The organism is Exiguobacterium profundum (assembly GCF_001909285.1).
In the GTDB taxonomy this organism is placed as follows: Bacteria; Bacillota; Bacilli; order Exiguobacteriales; family Exiguobacteriaceae; genus Exiguobacterium; species Exiguobacterium profundum.
The window spans coordinates 1,693,126-1,713,545 of the sequence record NZ_MRSV01000001.1; the positions used below are offsets into that span (position 1 = coordinate 1,693,126).

General features: G+C 47.3%; 16 protein-coding genes. 12 read left to right on the forward strand and 4 right to left on the reverse strand.

Annotated elements, in window-relative coordinates; translation table 11 throughout:
- Positions 1 to 103: 103 nt before the first annotated feature.
- The 4 genes from tkt to BBB58_RS08825 all read left to right on the forward strand — a co-directional run bounded on the left by tkt (position 104) and on the right by BBB58_RS08825 (position 6,087).
- Positions 104 to 2,095, forward strand: a complete 1,992-nt coding sequence (gene tkt / locus BBB58_RS08810) for a transketolase (RefSeq protein WP_074036867.1) — start codon at positions 104 to 106, stop codon at positions 2,093 to 2,095.
- Positions 2,096 to 2,220: 125 nt separating this feature from the next.
- A complete protein-coding gene (locus tag BBB58_RS08815; protein ID WP_012726454.1) occupies positions 2,221 to 2,454 on the forward strand; it encodes a YneF family protein in 234 nt (77 codons plus the stop codon).
- 125 nt (positions 2,455 to 2,579) lie between these two features.
- Positions 2,580 to 4,334 (forward strand): ABC transporter transmembrane domain-containing protein, encoded by a 1,755-nt coding sequence (locus tag BBB58_RS08820; RefSeq protein WP_074036869.1) that lies wholly within the window; start codon positions 2,580 to 2,582, stop codon positions 4,332 to 4,334.
- On the forward strand, positions 4,324 to 6,087 hold the full coding sequence (locus tag BBB58_RS08825; RefSeq protein ID WP_074036871.1) for an ABC transporter ATP-binding protein: 1,764 nt from the start codon (positions 4,324 to 4,326) through the stop codon (positions 6,085 to 6,087). The genes BBB58_RS08820 and BBB58_RS08825 overlap by 11 nt, the downstream gene beginning before the upstream one ends.
- A 76-nt stretch (positions 6,088 to 6,163) precedes the next feature.
- Here BBB58_RS08825 and BBB58_RS08830 read toward each other — a convergent pair whose 3' ends face one another.
- Positions 6,164 to 6,346 carry an aspartyl-phosphate phosphatase Spo0E family protein gene (locus tag BBB58_RS08830; protein WP_012726451.1) on the reverse strand — a complete coding sequence of 61 codons (183 nt, stop codon included), beginning with the start codon at positions 6,344 to 6,346 and terminating at the stop codon, positions 6,164 to 6,166.
- A gap of 188 nt (positions 6,347 to 6,534) precedes the next feature.
- Here BBB58_RS08830 and BBB58_RS08835 point away from each other — a divergent pair, with 188 nt between their 5' ends.
- Both BBB58_RS08835 and BBB58_RS08840 read left to right on the forward strand, forming a co-directional pair.
- Positions 6,535 to 7,233 (forward strand): cytochrome c biogenesis CcdA family protein, encoded by a 699-nt coding sequence (locus BBB58_RS08835; RefSeq protein ID WP_074036873.1) that lies wholly within the window; start codon positions 6,535 to 6,537, stop codon positions 7,231 to 7,233.
- 19 nt (positions 7,234 to 7,252) lie between these two features.
- Positions 7,253 to 7,705 (forward strand): CcdC family protein, encoded by a 453-nt coding sequence (locus tag BBB58_RS08840; RefSeq protein ID WP_074037919.1) that lies wholly within the window; start codon positions 7,253 to 7,255, stop codon positions 7,703 to 7,705.
- A gap of 33 nt (positions 7,706 to 7,738) precedes the next feature.
- Here the strand turns inward: BBB58_RS08840 and BBB58_RS08845 are convergent, their stop codons facing one another.
- From BBB58_RS08845 to BBB58_RS08855, 3 genes are all read right to left on the reverse strand, one after another.
- Positions 7,739 to 9,298: a solute symporter family protein gene (locus BBB58_RS08845; RefSeq protein WP_074036874.1), complete on the reverse strand. Its 1,560-nt coding sequence runs from the start codon at positions 9,296 to 9,298 to the stop codon at positions 7,739 to 7,741.
- A complete protein-coding gene (locus BBB58_RS08850) occupies positions 9,295 to 9,579 on the reverse strand; it encodes a DUF485 domain-containing protein (RefSeq protein ID WP_439097893.1) in 285 nt (94 codons plus the stop codon). Before BBB58_RS08850 ends, BBB58_RS08845 begins: the two co-directional genes overlap by 4 nt.
- A 306-nt stretch (positions 9,580 to 9,885) precedes the next feature.
- Positions 9,886 to 10,317 (reverse strand): DUF2621 domain-containing protein, encoded by a 432-nt coding sequence (locus BBB58_RS08855; protein WP_031423504.1) that lies wholly within the window; start codon positions 10,315 to 10,317, stop codon positions 9,886 to 9,888.
- Positions 10,318 to 10,495: 178 nt separating this feature from the next.
- Here BBB58_RS08855 and BBB58_RS08860 point away from each other — a divergent pair, with 178 nt between their 5' ends.
- The 6 genes from BBB58_RS08860 to BBB58_RS08885 all read left to right on the forward strand — a co-directional run bounded on the left by BBB58_RS08860 (position 10,496) and on the right by BBB58_RS08885 (position 20,396).
- Entirely contained in the window at positions 10,496 to 12,094 is a 1,599-nt protein-coding gene (locus tag BBB58_RS08860; protein ID WP_074036877.1) for a peptide chain release factor 3, read from the forward strand.
- Positions 12,095 to 12,289: 195 nt separating this feature from the next.
- The gene (gene acnA, locus BBB58_RS08865; RefSeq protein ID WP_012726444.1) at positions 12,290 to 15,004 is read left to right on the forward strand and encodes an aconitate hydratase AcnA; all 2,715 of its coding nucleotides are present in this window, start codon (positions 12,290 to 12,292) and stop codon (positions 15,002 to 15,004) included.
- Between the two features lie 113 nt (positions 15,005 to 15,117).
- On the forward strand, positions 15,118 to 15,612 hold the full coding sequence (locus BBB58_RS08870; protein ID WP_074036879.1) for a DUF3939 domain-containing protein: 495 nt from the start codon (positions 15,118 to 15,120) through the stop codon (positions 15,610 to 15,612).
- A 124-nt stretch (positions 15,613 to 15,736) separates the two neighbouring features.
- The gene (locus BBB58_RS08875; protein WP_012726442.1) at positions 15,737 to 17,302 is read left to right on the forward strand and encodes a BCCT family transporter; all 1,566 of its coding nucleotides are present in this window, start codon (positions 15,737 to 15,739) and stop codon (positions 17,300 to 17,302) included.
- A 101-nt stretch (positions 17,303 to 17,403) separates the two neighbouring features.
- Positions 17,404 to 18,081 (forward strand): hypothetical protein, encoded by a 678-nt coding sequence (locus tag BBB58_RS08880; RefSeq protein WP_012726441.1) that lies wholly within the window; start codon positions 17,404 to 17,406, stop codon positions 18,079 to 18,081.
- 56 nt (positions 18,082 to 18,137) lie between these two features.
- Complete coding sequence (locus BBB58_RS08885; protein WP_074036881.1) at positions 18,138 to 20,396, forward strand: AAA family ATPase; 2,259 nt, start codon at positions 18,138 to 18,140, stop codon at positions 20,394 to 20,396.
- The last annotated feature ends 24 nt before the right edge of the window (positions 20,397 to 20,420 follow it).

Genomic DNA, 20,420 nt, shown 5'->3' on the forward strand with positions numbered 1-20,420 from the left:
AGGAAACGATTTCATCAAATGTGTTATACTAATTAATTAGTTGTGACACACGATTGAGTATGATAAAATATGACGGGTAGAAAACCTTCTTAACACAGAGAGGATGAAATTAGTGGAAACAACTACTAAAGAATTATTAGCGATTAACTCGATTCGGACGCTCTCAATTGATGCAGTCCAAAAAGCGAACTCTGGTCACCCAGGGATGCCAATGGGCGCTGCCCCGATGGCGTTTACACTTTGGACAGATAAAATGCGTCACAACCCGAAAAACCCGAACTGGTTCAACCGTGACCGTTTCGTGCTCTCAGCGGGTCATGGATCGATGCTCTTGTATTCGCTCCTTCACTTGTCTGGCTATGATTTGTCGATGGACGATTTGAAATCATTCCGTCAAATGGACTCGAAGACACCTGGTCACCCTGAGTACCGCCACACGGCTGGGGTAGATGCGACAACGGGCCCACTTGGACAAGGGATTGCGATGGCTGTCGGGATGGCCATGGCAGAGAAACACTTAGAAGCGACTTACAACCGCGACGAGTTCAACGTCGTTGACCACTACACGTTCGGCATTTGCGGTGACGGAGACTTGATGGAAGGTGTATCTGCGGAGGCGGCTTCCCTCGCAGGTCACTTGAAGCTCGGTAAACTCGTCGTTCTTTACGATTCAAACGATATCTCTCTCGATGGCGACCTTCATAAGTCGTTCTCTGAAAGCGTAGAAGACCGTTTCAACGCTTACGGGTGGCAAGTCATTCGTGTCGAAGACGGAACGGACATCGATTCAATCGCAAAAGCGATCGATGCTGCGAAAGCAGAGACGTCGAAGCCGACATTGATCGAAGTCAAGACGGTCATCGGATTCGGTTCACCGAACAAGTCGGGTAAATCGGCATCACACGGTGCGCCACTTGGAGACGCTGAAATCGAATTGACGAAACAGTTCTACAAATGGGAAGGCGAGTCATTCTACGTTCCAAACGAAGTATATGACTTATTCAACGAGAAAGTTGTCGAGCCTGGCGCGAAATATGAGTCAGACTGGAACGAACTCGTTGAAGCGTATAAAGCGGCACACCCTGAGCTCGGAGCACAGTTCGAGCGCGCGATGAACAATGACCTTCCTGAAGGTTGGGATAGCGAGTTGCCGACTTTCGAAATCGGTTCGAAAAAAGCAACACGTCAAACGAGCGGTGAAGTGTTGAACGCAATCGCAAAAGCAGTACCGACACTCTTTGGTGGTTCGGCTGACCTTGCTGGATCGAACAACTCGATGATCAAAGGTGCGGTAGACTTCGATGAAGACCCAGCTGGTCGTAACATCTGGTTCGGTGTTCGTGAGTTCGCGATGGCGGCAGCTGTGAACGGTATGGCCCTTCACGGTGGTGTTCTTCCTTACGGTGCGACGTTCTTCGTCTTCTCGGATTACCTCCGTCCTGCAGTCCGTCTCGCAGCACTTATGGGACTTCCATCGACGTTCATCTTGACGCACGACTCAATCGCAGTCGGTGAAGATGGTCCAACGCACGAGCCGGTCGAACATTTGATGAGCTTCCGCGCGATGCCGAACCTCTCTGTTCTTCGTCCTGCTGACGGCAAAGAAACGATTGCAGCTTGGAAACAAGCGGTGACATCGAAAACGACTCCTTCACTTCTCGTCTTGACTCGTCAAGCGTTACCAGAACTCGAAGGTACATCTATTGAAACGGCAGCAAAAGGAGCTTACGTCGTTGCAGGTGAATCGAAAGATGCAGACGTTCTCTTGCTCGGTACAGGTTCTGAAGTACACGTTCTCGTTGAAGCGCGTGAACAGCTCGCGTCAGAAGGCGTGAAAGCGGCAGTCGTCTCGATGCCATCATGGGAACTCTTCGAAGCGCAATCTGCAGAGTACAAAGAATCTGTCCTTCCATCTTCAGTTACGAAACGTGTATCACTTGAAGCGGGTGCGACACTTGGATGGTACAAATATGTAGGATTCGGTGGTAAGGTACTAGGAATCGACAAGTTCGGAGCATCTGCACCTGGTGACCTCCTCATGAAAGAATACGGCATGTCAGTCGACAACGTCGTCAATGCAGTGAAATCACTTTAATCTCTAGTTAGATTGTTGTGACGGCCAATCGTTTGGCCGTCACTTTTTTTCTGGACGATTAGCGAAGTTGTTCAATTTAGTGTATAGTAAAAAACGATGTTTCATATGGTAGAGGAGGTAAAGCCTTGAGTACATTATTCTGGATTCTTCTTGTCGTGGCAGCACTCATCGGGGGTATCGCGATTGGATTCTTTATCGCGCGTAAATACATGATGAACTACCTTGAACAGAACCCGCCAATCAATGAAGATATGATTCGTACGTTGATGATGCAGATGGGTCAAAAGCCATCACAGAAGAAAGTCAACCAAGTGATGCGCGCCATGAACGTGCAGATGAAAAACGAAAAGAAATCATAATCAATCACGAAAGCACTTCGGTTCCCGAAGTGCTTTTTTGTTTCCTCTTTTTGTTAGACAATCGAACAAACTTTCGCTACGATTAATGAATAATCTTCATCTAAAGACAAAGGGGGGCGTTTCACATTCGTGTATTCAAACAATTATCTTGGTTTTTGCGTCTTGATTGGAAGACGTACGCGCTCGGCATCGTCTTACTGATCTTCGTGGCTGGTCTAGAACTGATTCCACCACGCATCATCGGACGGATTGTCGATGAGATTAACCGTGGTTCGCTTTCGTCCGACACACTCTGGCTGTTATTAGGGGGACTTGCTGCTGTTGGGATTGGAAATTATGTCGCCCGCTTCTTTTGGCGCTATTTTATCTTCGGCGCATCGATTCGTCTAGGAAGAATGCTTCGTAGCCAACTATATCGGCATTTCACAGATCTTGATCAGCGATTTTATAAAAAGTCACGGGTCGGTGATTTGATGGCCCATGCGACAAATGATGTACAAGCCGTATCGATGACGGCCGGTGCGGGGATTTTAACACTCGTCGATAGCGTGACACTTGGGACGTTCGTCATCATCACGATGATTACAACAATCAGCTGGAAATTGACGCTCGTCGCCTTACTACCGTTACCAATCATGGTCGCTTTGACAACGCGATATGGAAAGATGTTACATAGCCGATTCGGGGTCGCCCAAGCGGCATTTTCAGAATTGAATGACAAAGTGCAGGAAAGCGTCAGTGGCGTCCGTGTCTTAAAGTCGACGGGGGAAGTCAATCGGGATGTGGAATCGTTTGAGAACTTATCGAGTGAAGTCATGGCGAAAAACGTACGAGTCGCGAAGATTGATGCCTTATACGACCCGACCATCTTCGGAATTGTCGGATTGTCTTATATCCTTTCGGTCGGGTATGGAGCCGTCTTGATTGAACAAGGCGAATTGACGATTGGACAGATTGTCAGCTTCACAGCTTATTTGGCACTGTTGACATGGCCGATGTTAGCCTTTGGATGGTTGTTCAATATCGTGGAGCGTGGACGCGCGTCTTACGACCGAATTGAGCGAATGCTCGCCGTCAAACCTGAGATTCAAGACGACCGCATGGCTGCGACGACCCTTTCTCATTCAGAGGTGGAGGTCGATATTCGAAACTTCGCCTATGATGAGACCGTTGTGCTCCACAATGTCCATTTTCGGATTGAACGTGGAAAAACAATCGGGATTGTCGGCAGAACAGGTGCAGGGAAGACGACGATTGTCCGTCTATTGACGCGTGAGTATGATGTGAAAGATGGAAAGATTAAAATCGGTGGGATCAACATCCGCCAAGAGAAAAAATCACTTCTGATGGATAAAATTGCGGTAGTTCCACAAGATCATTTCTTGTTCTCGGATTCGATTGCGAACAATATCGCGTTCGGAAGGCCTGAAGCGAGCATGGAAGAAATCATCGAAGCAGCTAAGGTTGCTGAGGTGCATGAAGATATTGTCCGTCTTCCGGAAGGATATGCGACACTCGTCGGTGAACGTGGAGTCACATTATCAGGAGGACAAAAACAACGGATTTCCATCGCGCGGGCGCTCATGACAGCGGCGGATGTATTGATATTAGATGATGCGCTATCTGCGGTCGATGCGAAAACGGAAGAGTCGATTATCGAGCATTTTCGAGTCGGTAATCCAGATCAGGCGCGCGTCATTGTCGCACATCGTCTTTCGGCTGTAGAACACGCTGACGAGATTCTCGTGATTGAGGACGGAAACATCATTCAAAGAGGTCGCCATGAGGCATTGCTTCAAGAGACGGGCTGGTATCGTGAGACATATGATCGTCAGCAACTTGAAGCGATTGTAGAAGGGGGGGGACACGATGAAACATGATGTCCAAGAATGGCAAGTCATCAAGCGCCTGCTCAGTTACGCGAAACGGTACGGAAAACCGCTAAGTGTTGCCTTCGTATTTCTCTTGATTGCGACAGGTGCAAAGTTGGCAGGACCGTTTCTAATCAAAGTGTTTATCGATGAATTCGTCACACCAGGTGTCTACCCGACGAACTGGGTCATCGCTCTTTTTGTTTTTTTTTTTGTGCTTCATTTGTCGGCGATTGTATTTGACTATCTGCAATCCATATCTTTTCAAAAAATCGCCTTAAAAATTGTGCAAAACATTCGGATGGACATCTTCCGTCACGTTATGGGGATGCGACTTGCCTACTTTGACCGCACACCAGCGGGAGTCCTTGTATCGCGTATCACGAATGATACGGAGGCCGTAAAAGAGCTCTATGTCGGGGTGATGAGTACGTTCGTTCAGTCTGCCGTTCAGTTGATTGGGACGTATATCTTCCTCTACATCTTGGAGCCCCCGCTCGCGACGATGGGACTAATCTTGTTGCCTCTCTTCTGGCTTATCATTTGGGCGTATCGTCGTTTCTCGACGAAATATTTCGCGCAAGTGCGGGATTTGTTGTCACAACTCAACGCCCAGTTGAACGAATCCATCAATGGGATGGGCATCATTCAACAATTTCGTCAAGAAGAGCGTCTCATTCGTCAGTTCGAAGAGACGAACGAAGCGCATCAGGAGGCACGATATCGGAACTTAAAACTCGATAGCATGTTACTCCGCCCGATTATCGAATTGCTTCTCGCCTTCTCCATCATCGGTCTGCTCGGTTATTACGGGGTACTCTCGATGAGTGAACAAGTTCAAGTAGGGGTCGTGTATGCTTTCATCAGCTATATTGAACGTATTTTCCGTCCCGTGCTTGATATCATGCAACGATTAAGCGAATTTCAACAAGCCGTCGTATCGGCCGACCGTGTCTTCAAAATTTTAGATACGGATGAACCGGCTCCAGGTAAACAGATGCCTGGTGAAGCACGAATCACTGATGGGGAAGTTCGGTTCGAAAATGTGACATTCAGTTACGACGGAGAAGTTGACGTGTTGAAACAGATTTCTTTCGTTGCTAAACCAGGTGAGACGGTTGCGCTCGTTGGTCATACTGGGAGCGGTAAGAGTTCAATCATCAATTTGTTGACACGTTTTTATCCATATGAATCTGGTCGCATCACGATTGACGGGCAACCGCTCGAACAGTTCGAGGAGCAAGAGCTTCGTCAACAAGTCGGGCTTGTCCTACAAGACCCATTCTTATTTACGGGAACAATCGAAGAGAATTTGAAGCTGTTCAATCCAGTCATCGATTCTGAGCGCGCGCGTGAAGCTGCTGAATTCGTCCAAGCGCATACATTCATTGAAAAGTTGGACGCTGGCTATGGCCATGTCGTCGGAGAGCGTGGAGCGACGTTCTCAAGCGGGGAGCGTCAATTGCTCGCATTTGCCCGTACGGTCGCACGTAATCCAAAAGTGCTTATTCTCGATGAAGCGACGAGCTCGATCGATACCGAAACAGAGGAGCGTGTACAAACCGCGCTCGATCGGATGCGTCGTGGTCGGACGACAATCGCAATCGCCCACCGCCTGTCGACGATTCAAGATGCAGATTTAATTTTGGTCTTGCATCGTGGTGAAATCGTGGAACGCGGCAATCATCAACAGTTATTGAAACAAGACGGACTGTACAAAAAGATGTATGAACTGCAATCCGGACAACGTCTGATGTCTTGATTTGGAAAGGATACCTATTCAGGTGTCCTTTTTCCATGGAAAATTCTCGTCACACAAGGTGACGAGCCGTCAAGTTTCAAGAATGAAGTTGCTCTTTATTATGCTTTGATAGGACATGACGAGTGATTAGAGAGTCAAGTTCTTGGCTTACTGAAATGACTTCGGGTGAGGTCCAAGAATGCTTTGACGCGATTTTATACAGTTCATCACGTTTTTGTTCAATGGCTTGGTGTAGTGTATCTGCTGCGGTGACTGCCACGTTCGTTCCCCCATCATGTAAATTAGAATTTTGTGAACTGGAATATCCAAATCTTAGCACCTCCGTTTACAGATGACAAGTTTCATTTCCATTTCAAAAATTACAAAATGATGTTGCGGTTTGAAAGAAAAGATTCGAGCAATTTAAATAGGTTTTCGCTATAATGGTCGTGAAAGGTGGAAATCGTCATGGAAGTCACATTATGGCTCGCATTTGGGGCGGGCGTCTTATCGTTCTTGTCACCATGTACGCTCCCGTTGTATCCGGTCTTTCTCTCGTATATTACTGGGGTTTCCGTATCTGAGTTAAAAAATGAAGGATTAAAACAGCGTACAGCTTGGTTCCACACATTTTCGTTCTTATTCGGTTTTTCTTTTTTTTTTCTCGTACTAGGATTGTCGACTTCATTGATTGCAGACGTCTTCATCCAATATAAGGACAGTCTACGCATGTTCGGCGCCATTTTGATTTTCGTGTTCGGCGTCTTTTTGGCGGGCTTATGGCAACCGCAATTTATGATGCGTGAAAAGAAAATGGATATCGGCGAACGAAAGAGCGGTTATTTTGGAACCGTTTTAATTGGTATTGGATTTGCGGCAGGCTGGACACCGTGCACAGGTCCAATTTTAGCTGGTGTGATCGCACTAGCCGCCACGAACCCGAGTCAAGGACTCGGCTATATGTTGGCGTATGTCATCGGGTTTGCAATTCCATTTTTGGTAATGGTCGCATTCGTTGGCAAGATCAAATACTTAGCACGCAACAGTGCAAAAGTAGCAAAAGTCGGAGGCTATTTGATGATGGCGTTCGGCGTACTATTATATTTTGACGGAATGAATCGGTTCGCTGCATGGATGAGCGAGCTTGTCGGATTCACCGGATTTTAAGGGGTTGACCGAGATGTCAATGTTATGGGGGTCGACTCTCGTCGCGTTGTTAATGGGTATCGTAGCGAGCTTTGTTCGTGTAAAAGCATCGGCAAAGCCGACGAATGCGAAGAAAATTTTAATTCCACCACTTGCGATGACGACCGGGATGATTCAGTTTTTGATTCCCGCGTTTCGCTTATCATGGGTCGAAGTGGCTGAGGCCCTTGCGGTCGGACTCATCTTCAGTCTGTTTTTGATTAAGACATCCAATTTTAAAAAACGGGACGGCGAAGTGTATCTCTCGCGATCGAAAGCATTTTTTGTGGTCGTTTTCGCACTCCTTGCCATCCGTACAGCAATGAAGGTTTGGGTCGGTCATGAGGTCGATCTATTCTCTACAGGCGGATTGTTCTATTTGATTGCTTGGGGGATGATTGTCCCGTGGCGAATCGCCATGTATCAAAAATATAAACGAATCGCAATCACGTAAAAATGGAGTGGCGTTGAGCCACTCCATTTTTATTTAATCTGCTTTCGTAGCGGCGACTTCTGTCTCCGCGTCGATTCCGGTGTTCGCCTTGACAAGTACGCGTTCATAGTTGCCAGCAACTTCATCTGATTTCGTGACCAGTGTACCAATCACGGCAGCGATGAAACCAAGGGGGATTGATACAATCCCGGGATTGGATAGCGGGAAAAGGGCTTCACCGAGAATAATGGCCGAACCGTCCGGAGCCCACAGGTTCGGACTGAGTGCGACTAGAATCAGTGAGGAGAACAAGCCGACGACCATTCCCCAAATGGCGCCACCTGTATTGAAGCGTCTCCAGAAAATCGTAAAGAGGATAACAGGTAAGTTCGCACTCGCCGCAACGGCGAAAGCGAGCGAGACAAGAAATGCCACGTTCATCGACTGCGCGAAAAAGGCTAGTCCCATTGAGACGAGGGCGACCGCAACTGAAGCGATTCGCGCGGCTTTCACTTGTTCAGTTTCTGTCGCTTCCCCTTTACGAATGATATGTCCGTAGAAGTCATGGGCGAAGGCGGAAGCAGCTGACAGTACGAGTCCAGCGACAACGGCAAGAATTGTCGCGAACGCGATTGCGGCAACGAAAGCGAACAAGAGGTCACCACCGAGCACTTGCGCGAGAAGAGGGGCCGCCATGTTGCCGGCAGGGTTTGCGGCGAGAATGGCATCACGTCCGACGAATGCTGCGGCACCGAATCCTAGGAAAATGGTCAAGATATAAAATGCACCGATGATCCATGTCGCATAGACGACGGATTGCCGAGCAGTCGGTGCATCTTTGACGGTGAAGAAGCGAATCAGAATATGAGGGAGCCCTGCCGTACCGAGCACGAGCGCCATGTTTAATGAAATGGTATCGAGCGGTAGCTTGAACTTGTTCCCAGGGTTCAAGAAGTCACTTCCGAGTGGGGTCGCTTTGCTGACTTCATTAAACATCGTCGTGACGGAGAAATCAAAACGAGCGAACACGAGAAATGAAATGATTGCCGTCCCAATCATCAGAAGTACGGCTTTTGTGATTTGTACCCAAGAAGTGGCCGTCATGCCACCGAAAACGACGTAGACTGTCATTAAGATTCCGACGACGACGACACTTGTCGTATAAGGGATTCCGAGTAACAGTTCAATCAAAGCACCCGCTCCGACGAGTTGCGCAATAAAAAAAAAAATGGAGATGACAATCGCATTCATCGCTGCGACACCACGTACGCGAGGCTTGTTAAAACGTGCCGCAATCATGTCTGCCATCGTATATTTCCCAAGATTTCGCAATGGTTCGGCGACGAGATAGAGGACAACGAGATAGGCAACGAGGAAACCGATTGAATAGAAAAACCCATCGAATCCCGCAAGCGCAATCATACCTGCAATTCCGAGAAACGATGCGGCAGACATATAGTCGCCTGCAATGGCAAGACCGTTTTGAAATCCGGTCAATCCACCATCTGCCGTATAAAAATCGCTGGCAGTTTTTGTTTTTCTTGCTGCAAAGTATGTAATCACTAGCGTGAGTCCGACAATGGCGATAAAGAGGGCGATTGCGGTCCAATTCATGATCTCACCTCGTCTTTCAATTGTTCGACGAGTGCGTCAAAGCGACGGGCACGTCGACTATAAAGTACACAAAGTGTCCAGGTCATAATGAACTGGGAAAAGGCGAACGCCCAAGCCCAAGTGATGTCCCCGTCCCCGATGAGTGGTGTATTCAAGATCGTCGTATAGCTCGTCAGAATCGGGAGTGTGAAATAAAAGATGAGTGAGAAGATGATAGCTGGAACGATGAAGCGATTTTTTTCCTTTTTTATCCGATGAAATGTCTCATGTTCGGTAATCATGTGGGCAGATTGATGGCTTGTCGCTTGTGAAACTTGTGTTACATCATGCATAATAGACCCTCCTTGACTGTAAGATAAATCCATTATGCGTTGTGAAAAACAATTCAGTCATTCCTTTTTTTCGTGTCGAAATGAAAGACGTTATATTAATATTGGTCATACCAATTTACTGTAAGCGTTTTCAATATTGTCTAATTCGTGAACGTTATTTCGATGTAATATAAAGCTCGAGAAAAGGTACTTTTGACCCATTAGGCGAATCGCACAATTCGACAAATAAAAAACTCTATCTGAATGAGATAGAGTCTACTGCTGAAAATAGTGTTCATATGGCGTCCAATCAATCTGTTCTTCGGTTAGCGCTTTCTTTAAGAACTTGTGATCGCGCTTCGGCGTTGCGGCGATGTAACCCTTTACCACAAGTTCGGTCGTCATTTTTTTTGCACGCGATTCAAGCGCGAATTGACCGATTTTACCTGCGATTTTTCGGATCGCGACGTCGCGGAACAACTCGGGTACCGGTGTGACGAGACGATCTAATAGCGTCCGCGTCTCCGGAGTCCAGAGATGACGCGTTCTTTCTATATAATCATCTTCGATGTCAAGTAGGGAACGTCCATCTTCTTTTGGCATTCGTTTTAAAAACTTACGAAACATGAAGTACCCGCCAATCGTCATGAGTCCAATCATGACGAATCCCCAGAATACAATGAAATACATCATCAAGTTTTCTGGCATCGTCTTTCCCCCGTTCTATACATTCACTTGCTTTCATCGTTAGTATACAAAAAAGAATCCATTTGCAAAAGGCGTACGTCCCATTAGGATAGACGAACCGAATTGATTTCGTTAGAATAGATAGCGTTGCTACGAGAATAAGCATGAACTGAGACGAGAAAGGAAAGGTCTATCCTATATGAGCCAATTGAAACAGGAAGTCGAGAGACGTCGGATATTCGGCATTATCTCTCACCCGGATGCGGGGAAAACAACATTAACAGAAAAATTACTTTTGCACGGTGGTGCGATTCGCGAGGCAGGTACGGTCAAGGCGCGCAAAAACTCAAAACACGCAAAATCTGACTGGATGGAAATCGAGAAACAACGTGGGATCTCGGTCACATCGTCTGTCATGCAATTCATCTATCAAGACAAGGTTGTATCGATCATGGATACACCAGGACACAACGACTTCGGTGAAGACACGTATCGAGTGTTGACATCAGTCGATAGCGCGGTCATGGTCATTGATGCTGCGAAAGGGATTGAAACACAGAAGAAAAAACTATTCCAAGTTTGTCGGATGCGTGGGATTCCAATCTTCACATTTATGAACAAGTTGGATCGTCAGGCAAAAGATCCGCTTGAATTGATGGAAGAGCTCGAAGAAGTGTTAGGCATGCCTTCTGTCGCGATTACATGGCCAATCGGAAGTGGAATGCAGTTTGAAGGTGTCTACGACCAAAAAAAAAATGAGGTCCACTTGTTCCGTGGGGAGAAGTCGACACTTCAACTGGGTGAGGACGGAGTGAACGATCCGATTCTCGCCGATCATTTGTCGGAAGAGAACTTGATGAACCTCCGCGATGAGATCGACCTTCTCGATGGAGCGGGGAACGAGATTGATGTCGAGGCGATCCAGAGCGGTAAATTGACACCGGTATTTTTCGGAACAGCGCTCGTCGACTTTGGCGTGACTGCGTTCTTGAATCACTATTTAGAGATGTCTCCGGCTCCTGAGGCACGTAAGTCGAACGTCGGTCCAATCAATCCGACATCAGAAGACTTCAGTGGATTCGTCTTCAAGATTCAGGCGAACATGAATCCGGCACACCGCGATCGCATCGCCTTTGTACGCATCTGTTCAGGTGTGTTTGAGCGTGGGATGGATGTGACGCTCACTCGTACTGGGAAAAAGATAAAATTGAGCCAATCGACACAATTGATGGCGAACGATCGAGAAACAGTCGACCAAGCGTTTGCTGGTGATGTCATCGGGATCTATGATTCTGGGACGTATCAAATTGGAGATACCATCACCACATCGAAGCAGAAGATTGCGTTTGAGGCGCTGCCAACTTTCCCACCGGAATTGTTCATGCGCGTTTCGCCGGTCAACTCGCTCAAGTCGAAACACTTCCACAAAGGGGTAGAACAGCTTGCGCAAGAAGGGGCGATTCAAGTGTATCGCAACGAATATAACGAGATTTATCTTGGCGCGGTCGGACAACTTCAATTCGAGGTATTCGAATATCGTTTAAACAATGAATATGGCGTCGATATTCGAATGGAACCAGTCTCATATAGCGTTGCTCGTTGGGTCAAAGATAAAGAGTTGAAGGCATTGAAACCGTTCCAAGATTCACGGAACATGCTCGTTACAGACCGTTGGGAACGTCCGGTCTTCCTGTTCGCGAACGAGTTCACATATGAACGGTTCGCTGAGCGTCACGCAGATGACTTGACGCTTGTTGAGGCACTTGACGTCAACGAAGAGATCGGTACGGAAGAATAAGATGTAAACACCTCGTTTCTGAGGTGTTTTTTTGTTGTGAAGTAAGTCGTTTTAGTTTTGATAAGTTTTACTTATGACTAATTTGTGACGGAATGTATTTTACGTCACGCTATACTTGTATTATGATAAATATGTGAAAAGTAAGCGATTACGCATTGTCGTGTGGTCGGCGCTTTAAAAAAGGGGGAAATTGCAATGGAACAGACGAATGTTTTAGACGCCTTCGCATCTCGGACAAAGTTCGAAGCGAACGGGCAATCGTATGATTTTTATCGTTTGAAAAAATTGGAAGAAGAAGGATTGACGGACATCAGCCGTCTTCCGTATTCGATTCGCGTTCTTCTTGAATCGGTTCTCCGTCAACAAGACGGGCGTGCCATCACGAAAGAACATGTCGAGAACTTGGCAAAATGGGGCACTGCCGACGTCTCGAAAGACATTGACGTACCGTTCAAACCGGCACGTGTCGTACTTCAAGACTTCACGGGTGTACCGACGGTCGTAGACCTTGCTTCACTTCGTAAAGCGATGGCAGACCTCGGTGGAGACCCGAACAAAATCAACCCAGAAATTCCTGTCGATCTCGTCGTCGACCACTCAGTTCAAGTAGATGCATATGGTTTCGCTGGCGCATTGATGAAAAACATGGACATCGAATTTGAACGTAACGAAGAACGTTATAAGTTCTTACGTTGGGCTCAGACGGCATTTGACAACTATCGTGCCGTACCACCTGCAACGGGGATTGTTCACCAAGTAAACTTGGAGTACTTGGCATCTGTCGTCCTCGAGAAGAATGATGCAGAAGGTACAGTTGCTTATCCAGACTCACTCGTCGGAACGGATTCGCACACAACGATGATCAACGGACTCGGTGTTCTTGGCTGGGGTGTCGGCGGAATCGAGGCGGAAGCAAGCATGCTCGGTCAACCATCATACTTCCCAGTGCCAGACGTCGTCGGTGTCAAAATCATCGGTGAAGTAAACCCTGGTGTGACAGCGACAGATGTGGCGCTCGTCGTGACAGAGATGCTACGTCATGAAAAAGTTGTCGGGAAATTCGTTGAATTCTTCGGACCGTCGCTCCACACGATGCCACTTTCAGACCGTGCGACGATTGCAAACATGGCGCCTGAATATGGTGCGACATGTGGATTCTTCCCGGTCGATACGGAAACATTGAACTACATGCGTACGACTGGTCGCTCTGAAGAGTTGATTTCACTCGTCGAAGAATACTCTAAAGCGAATGATCTCTTCTATACACCAGATCAAGCTGATCCAACGTTCACAAAAGTGTTGACACTCGACTTGTCGAAAGTCCAGCCTTCACTTGCGGGTCCGAAACGTCCACAAGACCGAATCAACCTCTCAGACGTTCAAACATCGTTCATCGATAGCTTGAGTGCTCCTGCAGGAAACAGTGGCTTCGGACTTGACCGTTCTGAACTCGACAAAACGGCGACAGTCAAGTACGAGGACGGCGCAGTCGACATGAGTACGGGAGATGTTGCGATTGCAGCCATCACAAGCTGTACGAACACGTCGAACCCATACGTCATGGTCGGTGCTGGACTCGTTGCGAAGAAAGCCGTTGAACGTGGCTTAACCGTTCCGAAATACGTGAAGACATCACTCGCACCAGGTTCGAAAGTCGTAACGGACTACTTGGATAAGGCTGGTTTGACTTCTTACTTGGACGAACTTGGCTTCAACACGGTCGGATACGGTTGTACGACATGTATCGGAAACTCTGGTCCGCTTGACCGTGAAGTCGAAGATACGATCACAGAAAACGACTTGCTCGTGTCGTCAGTCCTCTCTGGTAACCGTAACTTTGAAGGGCGCGTTCACCCGCTCGTGAAGGCAAACTTCTTGGCATCACCACCGCTCGTCGTCGCTTACGCTCTTGCCGGGTCAGTCAACTTCGACATTATGAATGATTCGTTCGGTACAGACAAAGATGGAAATGAAGTATACTTCAAAGACATCTGGCCATCAAACGATGAAATCAAAATGGTTGTCCAAGACGTCGTATCACCAGAAGCATTCCGTAAAGAGTACGAAACGGTCTTCACTGGTAACGAGCGTTGGAACGCACTCGATGTTCCGGAAGGAAACTTGTATGACTTCTCAGATGAGTCGACATACATCCAAAACCCACCGTTCTTCGAACAACTCGAACCAGAAGCGGGCGAGGTTCATGCATTGAATGGCTTACGTGTCATCGGGAAGTTTGCGGATTCGGTTACGACCGACCACATCTCGCCAGCTGGATCATTCTCGAAGACGACACCAGCCGGTCAATACCTCCTTTCTAAAGGGGTAGAGCCAATCGACTTCAACTCATATGGTTCTCGCCGTGGTAACCATGAAGTCATGATGCGTGGTACGTTCGCAAACATTCGTATCCGCAACCAAGTTGCTCCAGGAACTGAAGGTGGCTTTACGACGTACTGGCCAACTGGTGAAATCATGCCAATGTATGATGCGGCTATGAAGTACAAGGAACAGGGAACAGGTCTTGTTGTCCTTGCAGGAAATGATTACGGAATGGGATCATCTCGTGACTGGGCAGCGAAAGGGACGAATCTTCTTGGAATCCGTGCGGTCATCGCACAAAGTTTCGAGCGGATTCACCGTTCGAACCTTGTCATGATGGGTGTGCTCCCGCTTCAGTTCTTAGACGGGGAATCGGCTGAATCACTCGGATTGACTGGTGAAGAAGCAATTGATATTCAAGTCGATGAGTCTGTACGTCCGCGCGATATTTTGAACGCAAAAGCGACACATGAAAACGGAACGGTGACAGAGTTCAAAGTCATCGCTCGTTTCGACTCTGAAGTTGAAATTGATTACTACCGTCACGGTGGAATCCTGCAAATGGTTCTCCGTAACAAATTGAAATAAGTGCTAGTCCATGACCTTCCTTTAAAAAAAGGAAGGTTTTTTTCATGAATATGCAATTTTAAGGTGAAAGTTTTAAAAGATTCGGGAACAGGAAGACAGGGAGGGGTGCGCTTATGGATAAGAAAGAGAAGCTCGGAAAGAGTTGGTGGAAACGATTAAAACAACAAAAAGAGGTGGAACCGGATCGAGAAATTGATATCACCCTTTCAGAATTGCGTCATGCGATTCACGAATATGAACAGACACTGCCAAAAGGTGTGAATCGCACCGTCCTACTGGATGACTCGCAAGAAATCGACACCAAACGCTTGAAACATCACCTTTCGGGAATCCCGAAACAACGTTTCTTCATGTCAAAAGAGACGTTTCATATCGTACCGGAAGATGAACGCGACGTCATTTATGAAATGGATCAAGTGCAACGGGCACTCGATCTGTATATGGACCAGGAGAAGAAATTACCGTTACAAAAATTTCAGAACGCGCTTCAACTCGATTTGACCTGTTTACGAGAGGGGGGTTATTTAAAAACGTTGCCAAAAAGACCTTACTATGTGGTCGATGAAACATTGATTGTTTCACTGGAGCCCAAAGAAACAACTGGATGACAAGACACCTATCTATTGGACGGTAAACAACACATTTATGTACACATAGGGTTGTGACTTGTTTCAAAAGTATGTTAGGGTGGAAAACGTATATGAAAATAGAAAATTAAATAGGAGTGATTTTATGGAACGAAAAAGCCGTGTGACGACCGTATTCGTCGTATCTGCAATCATAACTGGCTTATTTACGATTTGGGGACTTTTCCCCGAGAGTTTATTAGGTAATGCCAGTCTATTAAACGTGACGAGTACGTTACAAGGCTGGCTCTCAAACGGGATGGGTTGGTTCTATCTCTTGAGCGCCACCGGGTTTTTACTGGTTGCCATCTTTTTAATCTTTTCAAGATATGGTTCGATTCGACTTGGAAAGGATACAGATCGTCCAGAATTTAGTTATTTATCATGGTTTGCCATGTTATTCAGTGCCGGGATGGGAATTGGACTCATCTTCTGGGGAGCGGCTGAACCGTTGCTCCACTTCCACTCACCACCATTCGCTTCCCCTACACCTGAAGGAGATGCACGGACTGCTATGCGTTATGCATTTTTCCATTGGGGTCTCCATCCATGGGCGATTTACGCAATGATTGCGCTCGCCATCGCATATTCGACGTTTAGAAAAGGTCGTCCCGCGACGATTGGGGAGACAATCGGTTCGCTCGTCCATAACCGCTACGAACAACCCGTGAAGCAAACGGTCGATATCCTTGCGGTCATTGCGACTGCATTCGGGGTAGCGACTTCACTTGGTTTTGGTGCTCAGCAAATTGCCGGTGGCCTTCATTACCTCATCCCTGGGGTACCGAACGCTTTCGTGACACAGTTGATCATCATTGCCGTCGTAACGGTGCTCTACATGATCAGTGCTTCGACAGGTCTTGACAAAGGAATTCGAATCTTAAGTAATACGAATATATTCTTGGCAATTGTCCTACTTGTAGCGACGATGTTTGCGGGACCGACAGCTTTCATTTTCGACTTGTTCACACAAACAGTCGGAACTTATTTGCAGCAGCTCCCGAGCATGAGTTTCCGTACAGCCGCATTTGAACCCGTTGAACGTGAATGGGTGAACGGTTGGACCATCTTCTACTGGGCTTGGTGGATTTCTTGGTCACCATTCGTCGGAACGTTTATCGCACGTGTATCGAAAGGGCGTACGATTCGGGAATTTATCATCGGAATCTTACTTGTCCCGACATCATTCGGATTATTATGGTTCTCCGTCTTCGGCGGTTCGGCCATCTGGGCTGATTTGTTCGGAGGATATAGCTTAATTGATCAAGTAAACGAAATCGGTACTGAAGTCGGGCTGTTCGCACTGTTTGAAACGTTCGGTGGTTTTGGGACGCTTCTCAGTGTAATCGCCATCTTCTTGATTTCGACATTCTTTATTACATCGGCCGACTCTGCGACATACGTCCTCGGTATGCTTACATCGAACGGGAAGCTTATCCCGCCGATGGGGATTAAAATGACTTGGGGAATCATCCAATCATCAATCGCAGCCGTATTGTTGTATGCTGGTGGATTAGATGCTCTACAAGCTGTTGCGATTCTCGCAGCCTTCCCATTCATCTTCGTGCTCATCTTTATGATGATTGCCTTATTCAAGGATCTTACCGACGAACCGGATGAACGAGATAAATGGCTAGAGATGCAAAAGAAAGATGAAGATAAACTAGGTTAATTCGAAAGGGTCTCAGATGAGGCCCTTTTTCGGTCAAAAATATTTTGCTTGTCCTTCTCGCTAGTGTAGGATAGTAAGTGAAGAAACGAGGAGGATAGGCTATGAAACAACAGATAAAAAAACGGTTGAGCTGGGTGATATTGGCTGGCATCCTCATTGTCGGGGCATTACTCGCTTATAACTTCTATGTGCTCATGGATTTGAGCGGGGAAGAGGAGGAGCAAGTCGAACCATTCTACTCGAATGTCGTGATCGGATATCAAGAACGCAAACTTCCAAAAGAAGGCGAAGAGCTCGAAGAACGAGAGTATCTTGTCACTTATGATGAGGATGGACATTTTGTATCTGAAGTCGTGACGGGTCCAAATGTTGGCGCGAAAGCTGAATGGGATGGAGAGACCTACTTAGAGTTCAATCCGGACGGGGAAGAAGTTCTTCGACAGGAGACGAACTCCGGAGCAGTCGCACCTCATCCATTCTTGTCACGTGCAACGAACGAACAGATTCGTAAATGGCTCGATGACGGGACGCTCGGTTCAAGTGAAGGCGAAACCGATTTGGTCGGACGTACCGCGCAAGCGTATGTGAAATCAGAATCGGCTGAGACCGTTCCGGAAGAGTGGATTGAAAACTATCCATCGATTTTTAGTGAAGAAGAAAATAAAGAGACTGTCACATATTATGTCGATGCGCACGAACGAATCTTGCTCGCGGCAGAATCGCGGAATAACGGGAAGTTATTCCATTCGATTCGGATGACATCGTTTGAATCAAGATAATCCGATGGGGAGCAGACATGATGTCGGCTCCCTTGTCGTCTGAAAGGGAGAACAAGATGAAACAAATTCAAGTGGAACAAGTTCAAACGGACTTGACGAACTGGGAAGCTGGAGAAAAAGTAAACGAGGCGGCTTTGTTATCTTACGCACATTGGTCTCGTGCGACTCAGCACCAAGAAGAATTAATTCGTTCCTTGCGGCTGCTCGCAACACATCGGCTCAAACAAAAGGAAACGATGGACCCGTTACTCAACCGCTGGGTAAAAGAGTTGGAGGCGATGAACGCACTTCCTCCAGAGCTTCGTCTGTTTCAACTGAATGAGCAGTTGCGTCGTTCGAAACAGGCGCTTCAAATCGACTGGCCAACCTTACGAGAGGCCGATTACGCCTCGATGAAGGTTCAAATCTTAACAGAGTACGAGTCAAAAACGTCAGCGTTGCTCGATCAACTTGACCAACTCCATGATGAGGTGGAGACTGCGAAGTCTGATTTACGTGATTCTGAATGGCGCGGACAATTGGAAAACCTGTTTGAAGCGATCATCGAAGCGATGCAAGAGGTCGCATCTCTTGAAGATGATACCGCCTCCTTGCTCGCATCCATGCAAGGGAACTATTTCAGTCGTGAAGCGTTTCATCGTTTCGGGGAGCGCGTTTCCCTTGTGAAAGAACGACTACACACGATTTGTAAGCTACTACCAGACCGTCCGACCGAGGCACGTTCAAGTGCGATTGAATCACTTGAAGACATGATTGGGCTCGATGACATCAAAGCACGTGTAAAAGCGTGGTATCGCTTCCTTCTTTTCCAAAAAGAACGAGAGAAGGCCGGCTTTTCTTCAAAACATCAACCATCCCTTCATCTCGTCTTTACAGGGAATCCAGGAACCGGGAAGACGACATTAGCAAGACTCATGGCCGAAATTTACTTTGAACTCGGCTTATTAGGACGCCCGGACCTTGTCGAGGCAGACCGTTCGAGCCTTGTCGGTGCCTATGTTGGGCAAACGGAAGAGCAGGTAATGAACAAGGTGAAAGAGGCAGAAGGTGGTGTCTTATTCATCGATGAAGCATACGCATTGAAGCGTCAGGATGCGAGTGGCAGTGATTACGGACAAGCGGCCATCGATACGCTCGTCGCCGCGATGACGAGTGGCGAATATGCTGGCAAGTTCGTCGTCATTCTAGCTGGCTACCCAGAAGAAATGCGTCATTTCCTCTTGGCGAACCCCGGTTTACGCTCACGATTCCCTGAGTCGAATCACTACGAGTTACCGAACTACCGTGACGAAGAATTGGTCACCATCGGGGAGAAAGTGGCACAAGAGAACAATTACGTGCTGACGGAAGAGGCGAAACGATCACTTCTTGCTCGAATCGACAGAGAACGGGTCGACTCGACGTTCGGAAATGCTCGGACTGTCCATAACATTTTACTTGATGCGATGTTTAAGAAGGGTTCCCGCTTCGGTGCAGATGCTCCGTTAGACGAAATGGCGCTCTTGACTGAAGAAGACTTTGATCAGCCAGATGATGAATCGAGTCCGACATCGTTAGATGACCTTGTCGGCATGGAAGATGCAAAAGCACAACTGGCTGAAATTGAAGCGCTCATCAAGATACAGAAGAAACGAAAAGCGCTCGGTTTGAAGACGGCGCCGGTCCAGCTCCATGTGACATTAACCGGAAACAGCGGTACCGGAAAAACGACATTTGCCTATCTGTATGCTCAGATGTTGAAACGGACAGGTTATTTGAAGCGAGGCCATGTCAATGTCGTCAGTCGTGCAGATTTAGTTAGTGGCTATGTGGGACAGACAGCTCAAAAAACGAAAGCGGCGATCCGTGACGCCCTTGGCGGCGTCTTGCTAATTGACGAGGCCTATAGTTTGAACGGCGGGGCGAACGACTATGGCCGGGAGGCAATCGATACACTCGTTGATGAAATGCCGAAACATGGCGAGAATCTTGTCGTCGTCCTTGCCGGTTACGAAGGTCCGATGCGCCGATTAATTGAATCCAACCCTGGTCTTAGTAGCCGAATGAAACGGACGATTCATTTTGCTGACTATACGCAAGAACAGTTAGTAGACATCGCAAAAAACTACGCAAGTCAGTTCGGATATGTGATGGAGGAAGATGCGCTTGAAGCATTAGCTACTCGCTTACAAGACATCAAACATGCGAACGCGCGCACCGCTCTATCTGTTATCGATGAATCGATTGCTCGTCAGTCCTATCGTTTAGTGTCGACGGAGGATGAGAATGTGTCACTCCAGCAATTATTAGTAGTAGATATTAAGAGTAAGTTATAATATACTTTTCTTAGGAAAGAAGGA

What these genes read in the sequence shown, in the direction of transcription:
- tkt (WP_074036867.1), top strand. Translation starts at nt 104, where the DNA reads ATGAAATTAGTGGAAACAACTACTAAAGAATTATTAGCGATTAACTCG.
- BBB58_RS08825 (WP_074036871.1), top strand. Translation starts at nt 4,324, where the DNA reads ATGAAACATGATGTCCAAGAATGGCAAGTCATCAAGCGCCTGCTCAGT.
- BBB58_RS08835 (WP_074036873.1), top strand. Translation starts at nt 6,535, where the DNA reads ATGGAAGTCACATTATGGCTCGCATTTGGGGCGGGCGTCTTATCGTTC.
- BBB58_RS08840 (WP_074037919.1), top strand. Translation starts at nt 7,253, where the DNA reads ATGTTATGGGGGTCGACTCTCGTCGCGTTGTTAATGGGTATCGTAGCG.
- BBB58_RS08845 (WP_074036874.1), bottom strand. Translation starts at nt 9,298, where the DNA reads ATGAATTGGACCGCAATCGCCCTCTTTATCGCCATTGTCGGACTCACG.
- BBB58_RS08850 (WP_439097893.1), bottom strand. Translation starts at nt 9,579, where the DNA reads ATGATTACCGAACATGAGACATTTCATCGGATAAAAAAGGAAAAAAAT.
- BBB58_RS08855 (WP_031423504.1), bottom strand. Translation starts at nt 10,317, where the DNA reads ATGCCAGAAAACTTGATGATGTATTTCATTGTATTCTGGGGATTCGTC.
- BBB58_RS08860 (WP_074036877.1), top strand. Translation starts at nt 10,496, where the DNA reads ATGAGCCAATTGAAACAGGAAGTCGAGAGACGTCGGATATTCGGCATT.
- acnA (WP_012726444.1), top strand. Translation starts at nt 12,290, where the DNA reads ATGGAACAGACGAATGTTTTAGACGCCTTCGCATCTCGGACAAAGTTC.
- BBB58_RS08870 (WP_074036879.1), top strand. Translation starts at nt 15,118, where the DNA reads ATGGATAAGAAAGAGAAGCTCGGAAAGAGTTGGTGGAAACGATTAAAA.
- BBB58_RS08875 (WP_012726442.1), top strand. Translation starts at nt 15,737, where the DNA reads ATGGAACGAAAAAGCCGTGTGACGACCGTATTCGTCGTATCTGCAATC.
- BBB58_RS08880 (WP_012726441.1), top strand. Translation starts at nt 17,404, where the DNA reads ATGAAACAACAGATAAAAAAACGGTTGAGCTGGGTGATATTGGCTGGC.
- BBB58_RS08885 (WP_074036881.1), top strand. Translation starts at nt 18,138, where the DNA reads ATGAAACAAATTCAAGTGGAACAAGTTCAAACGGACTTGACGAACTGG.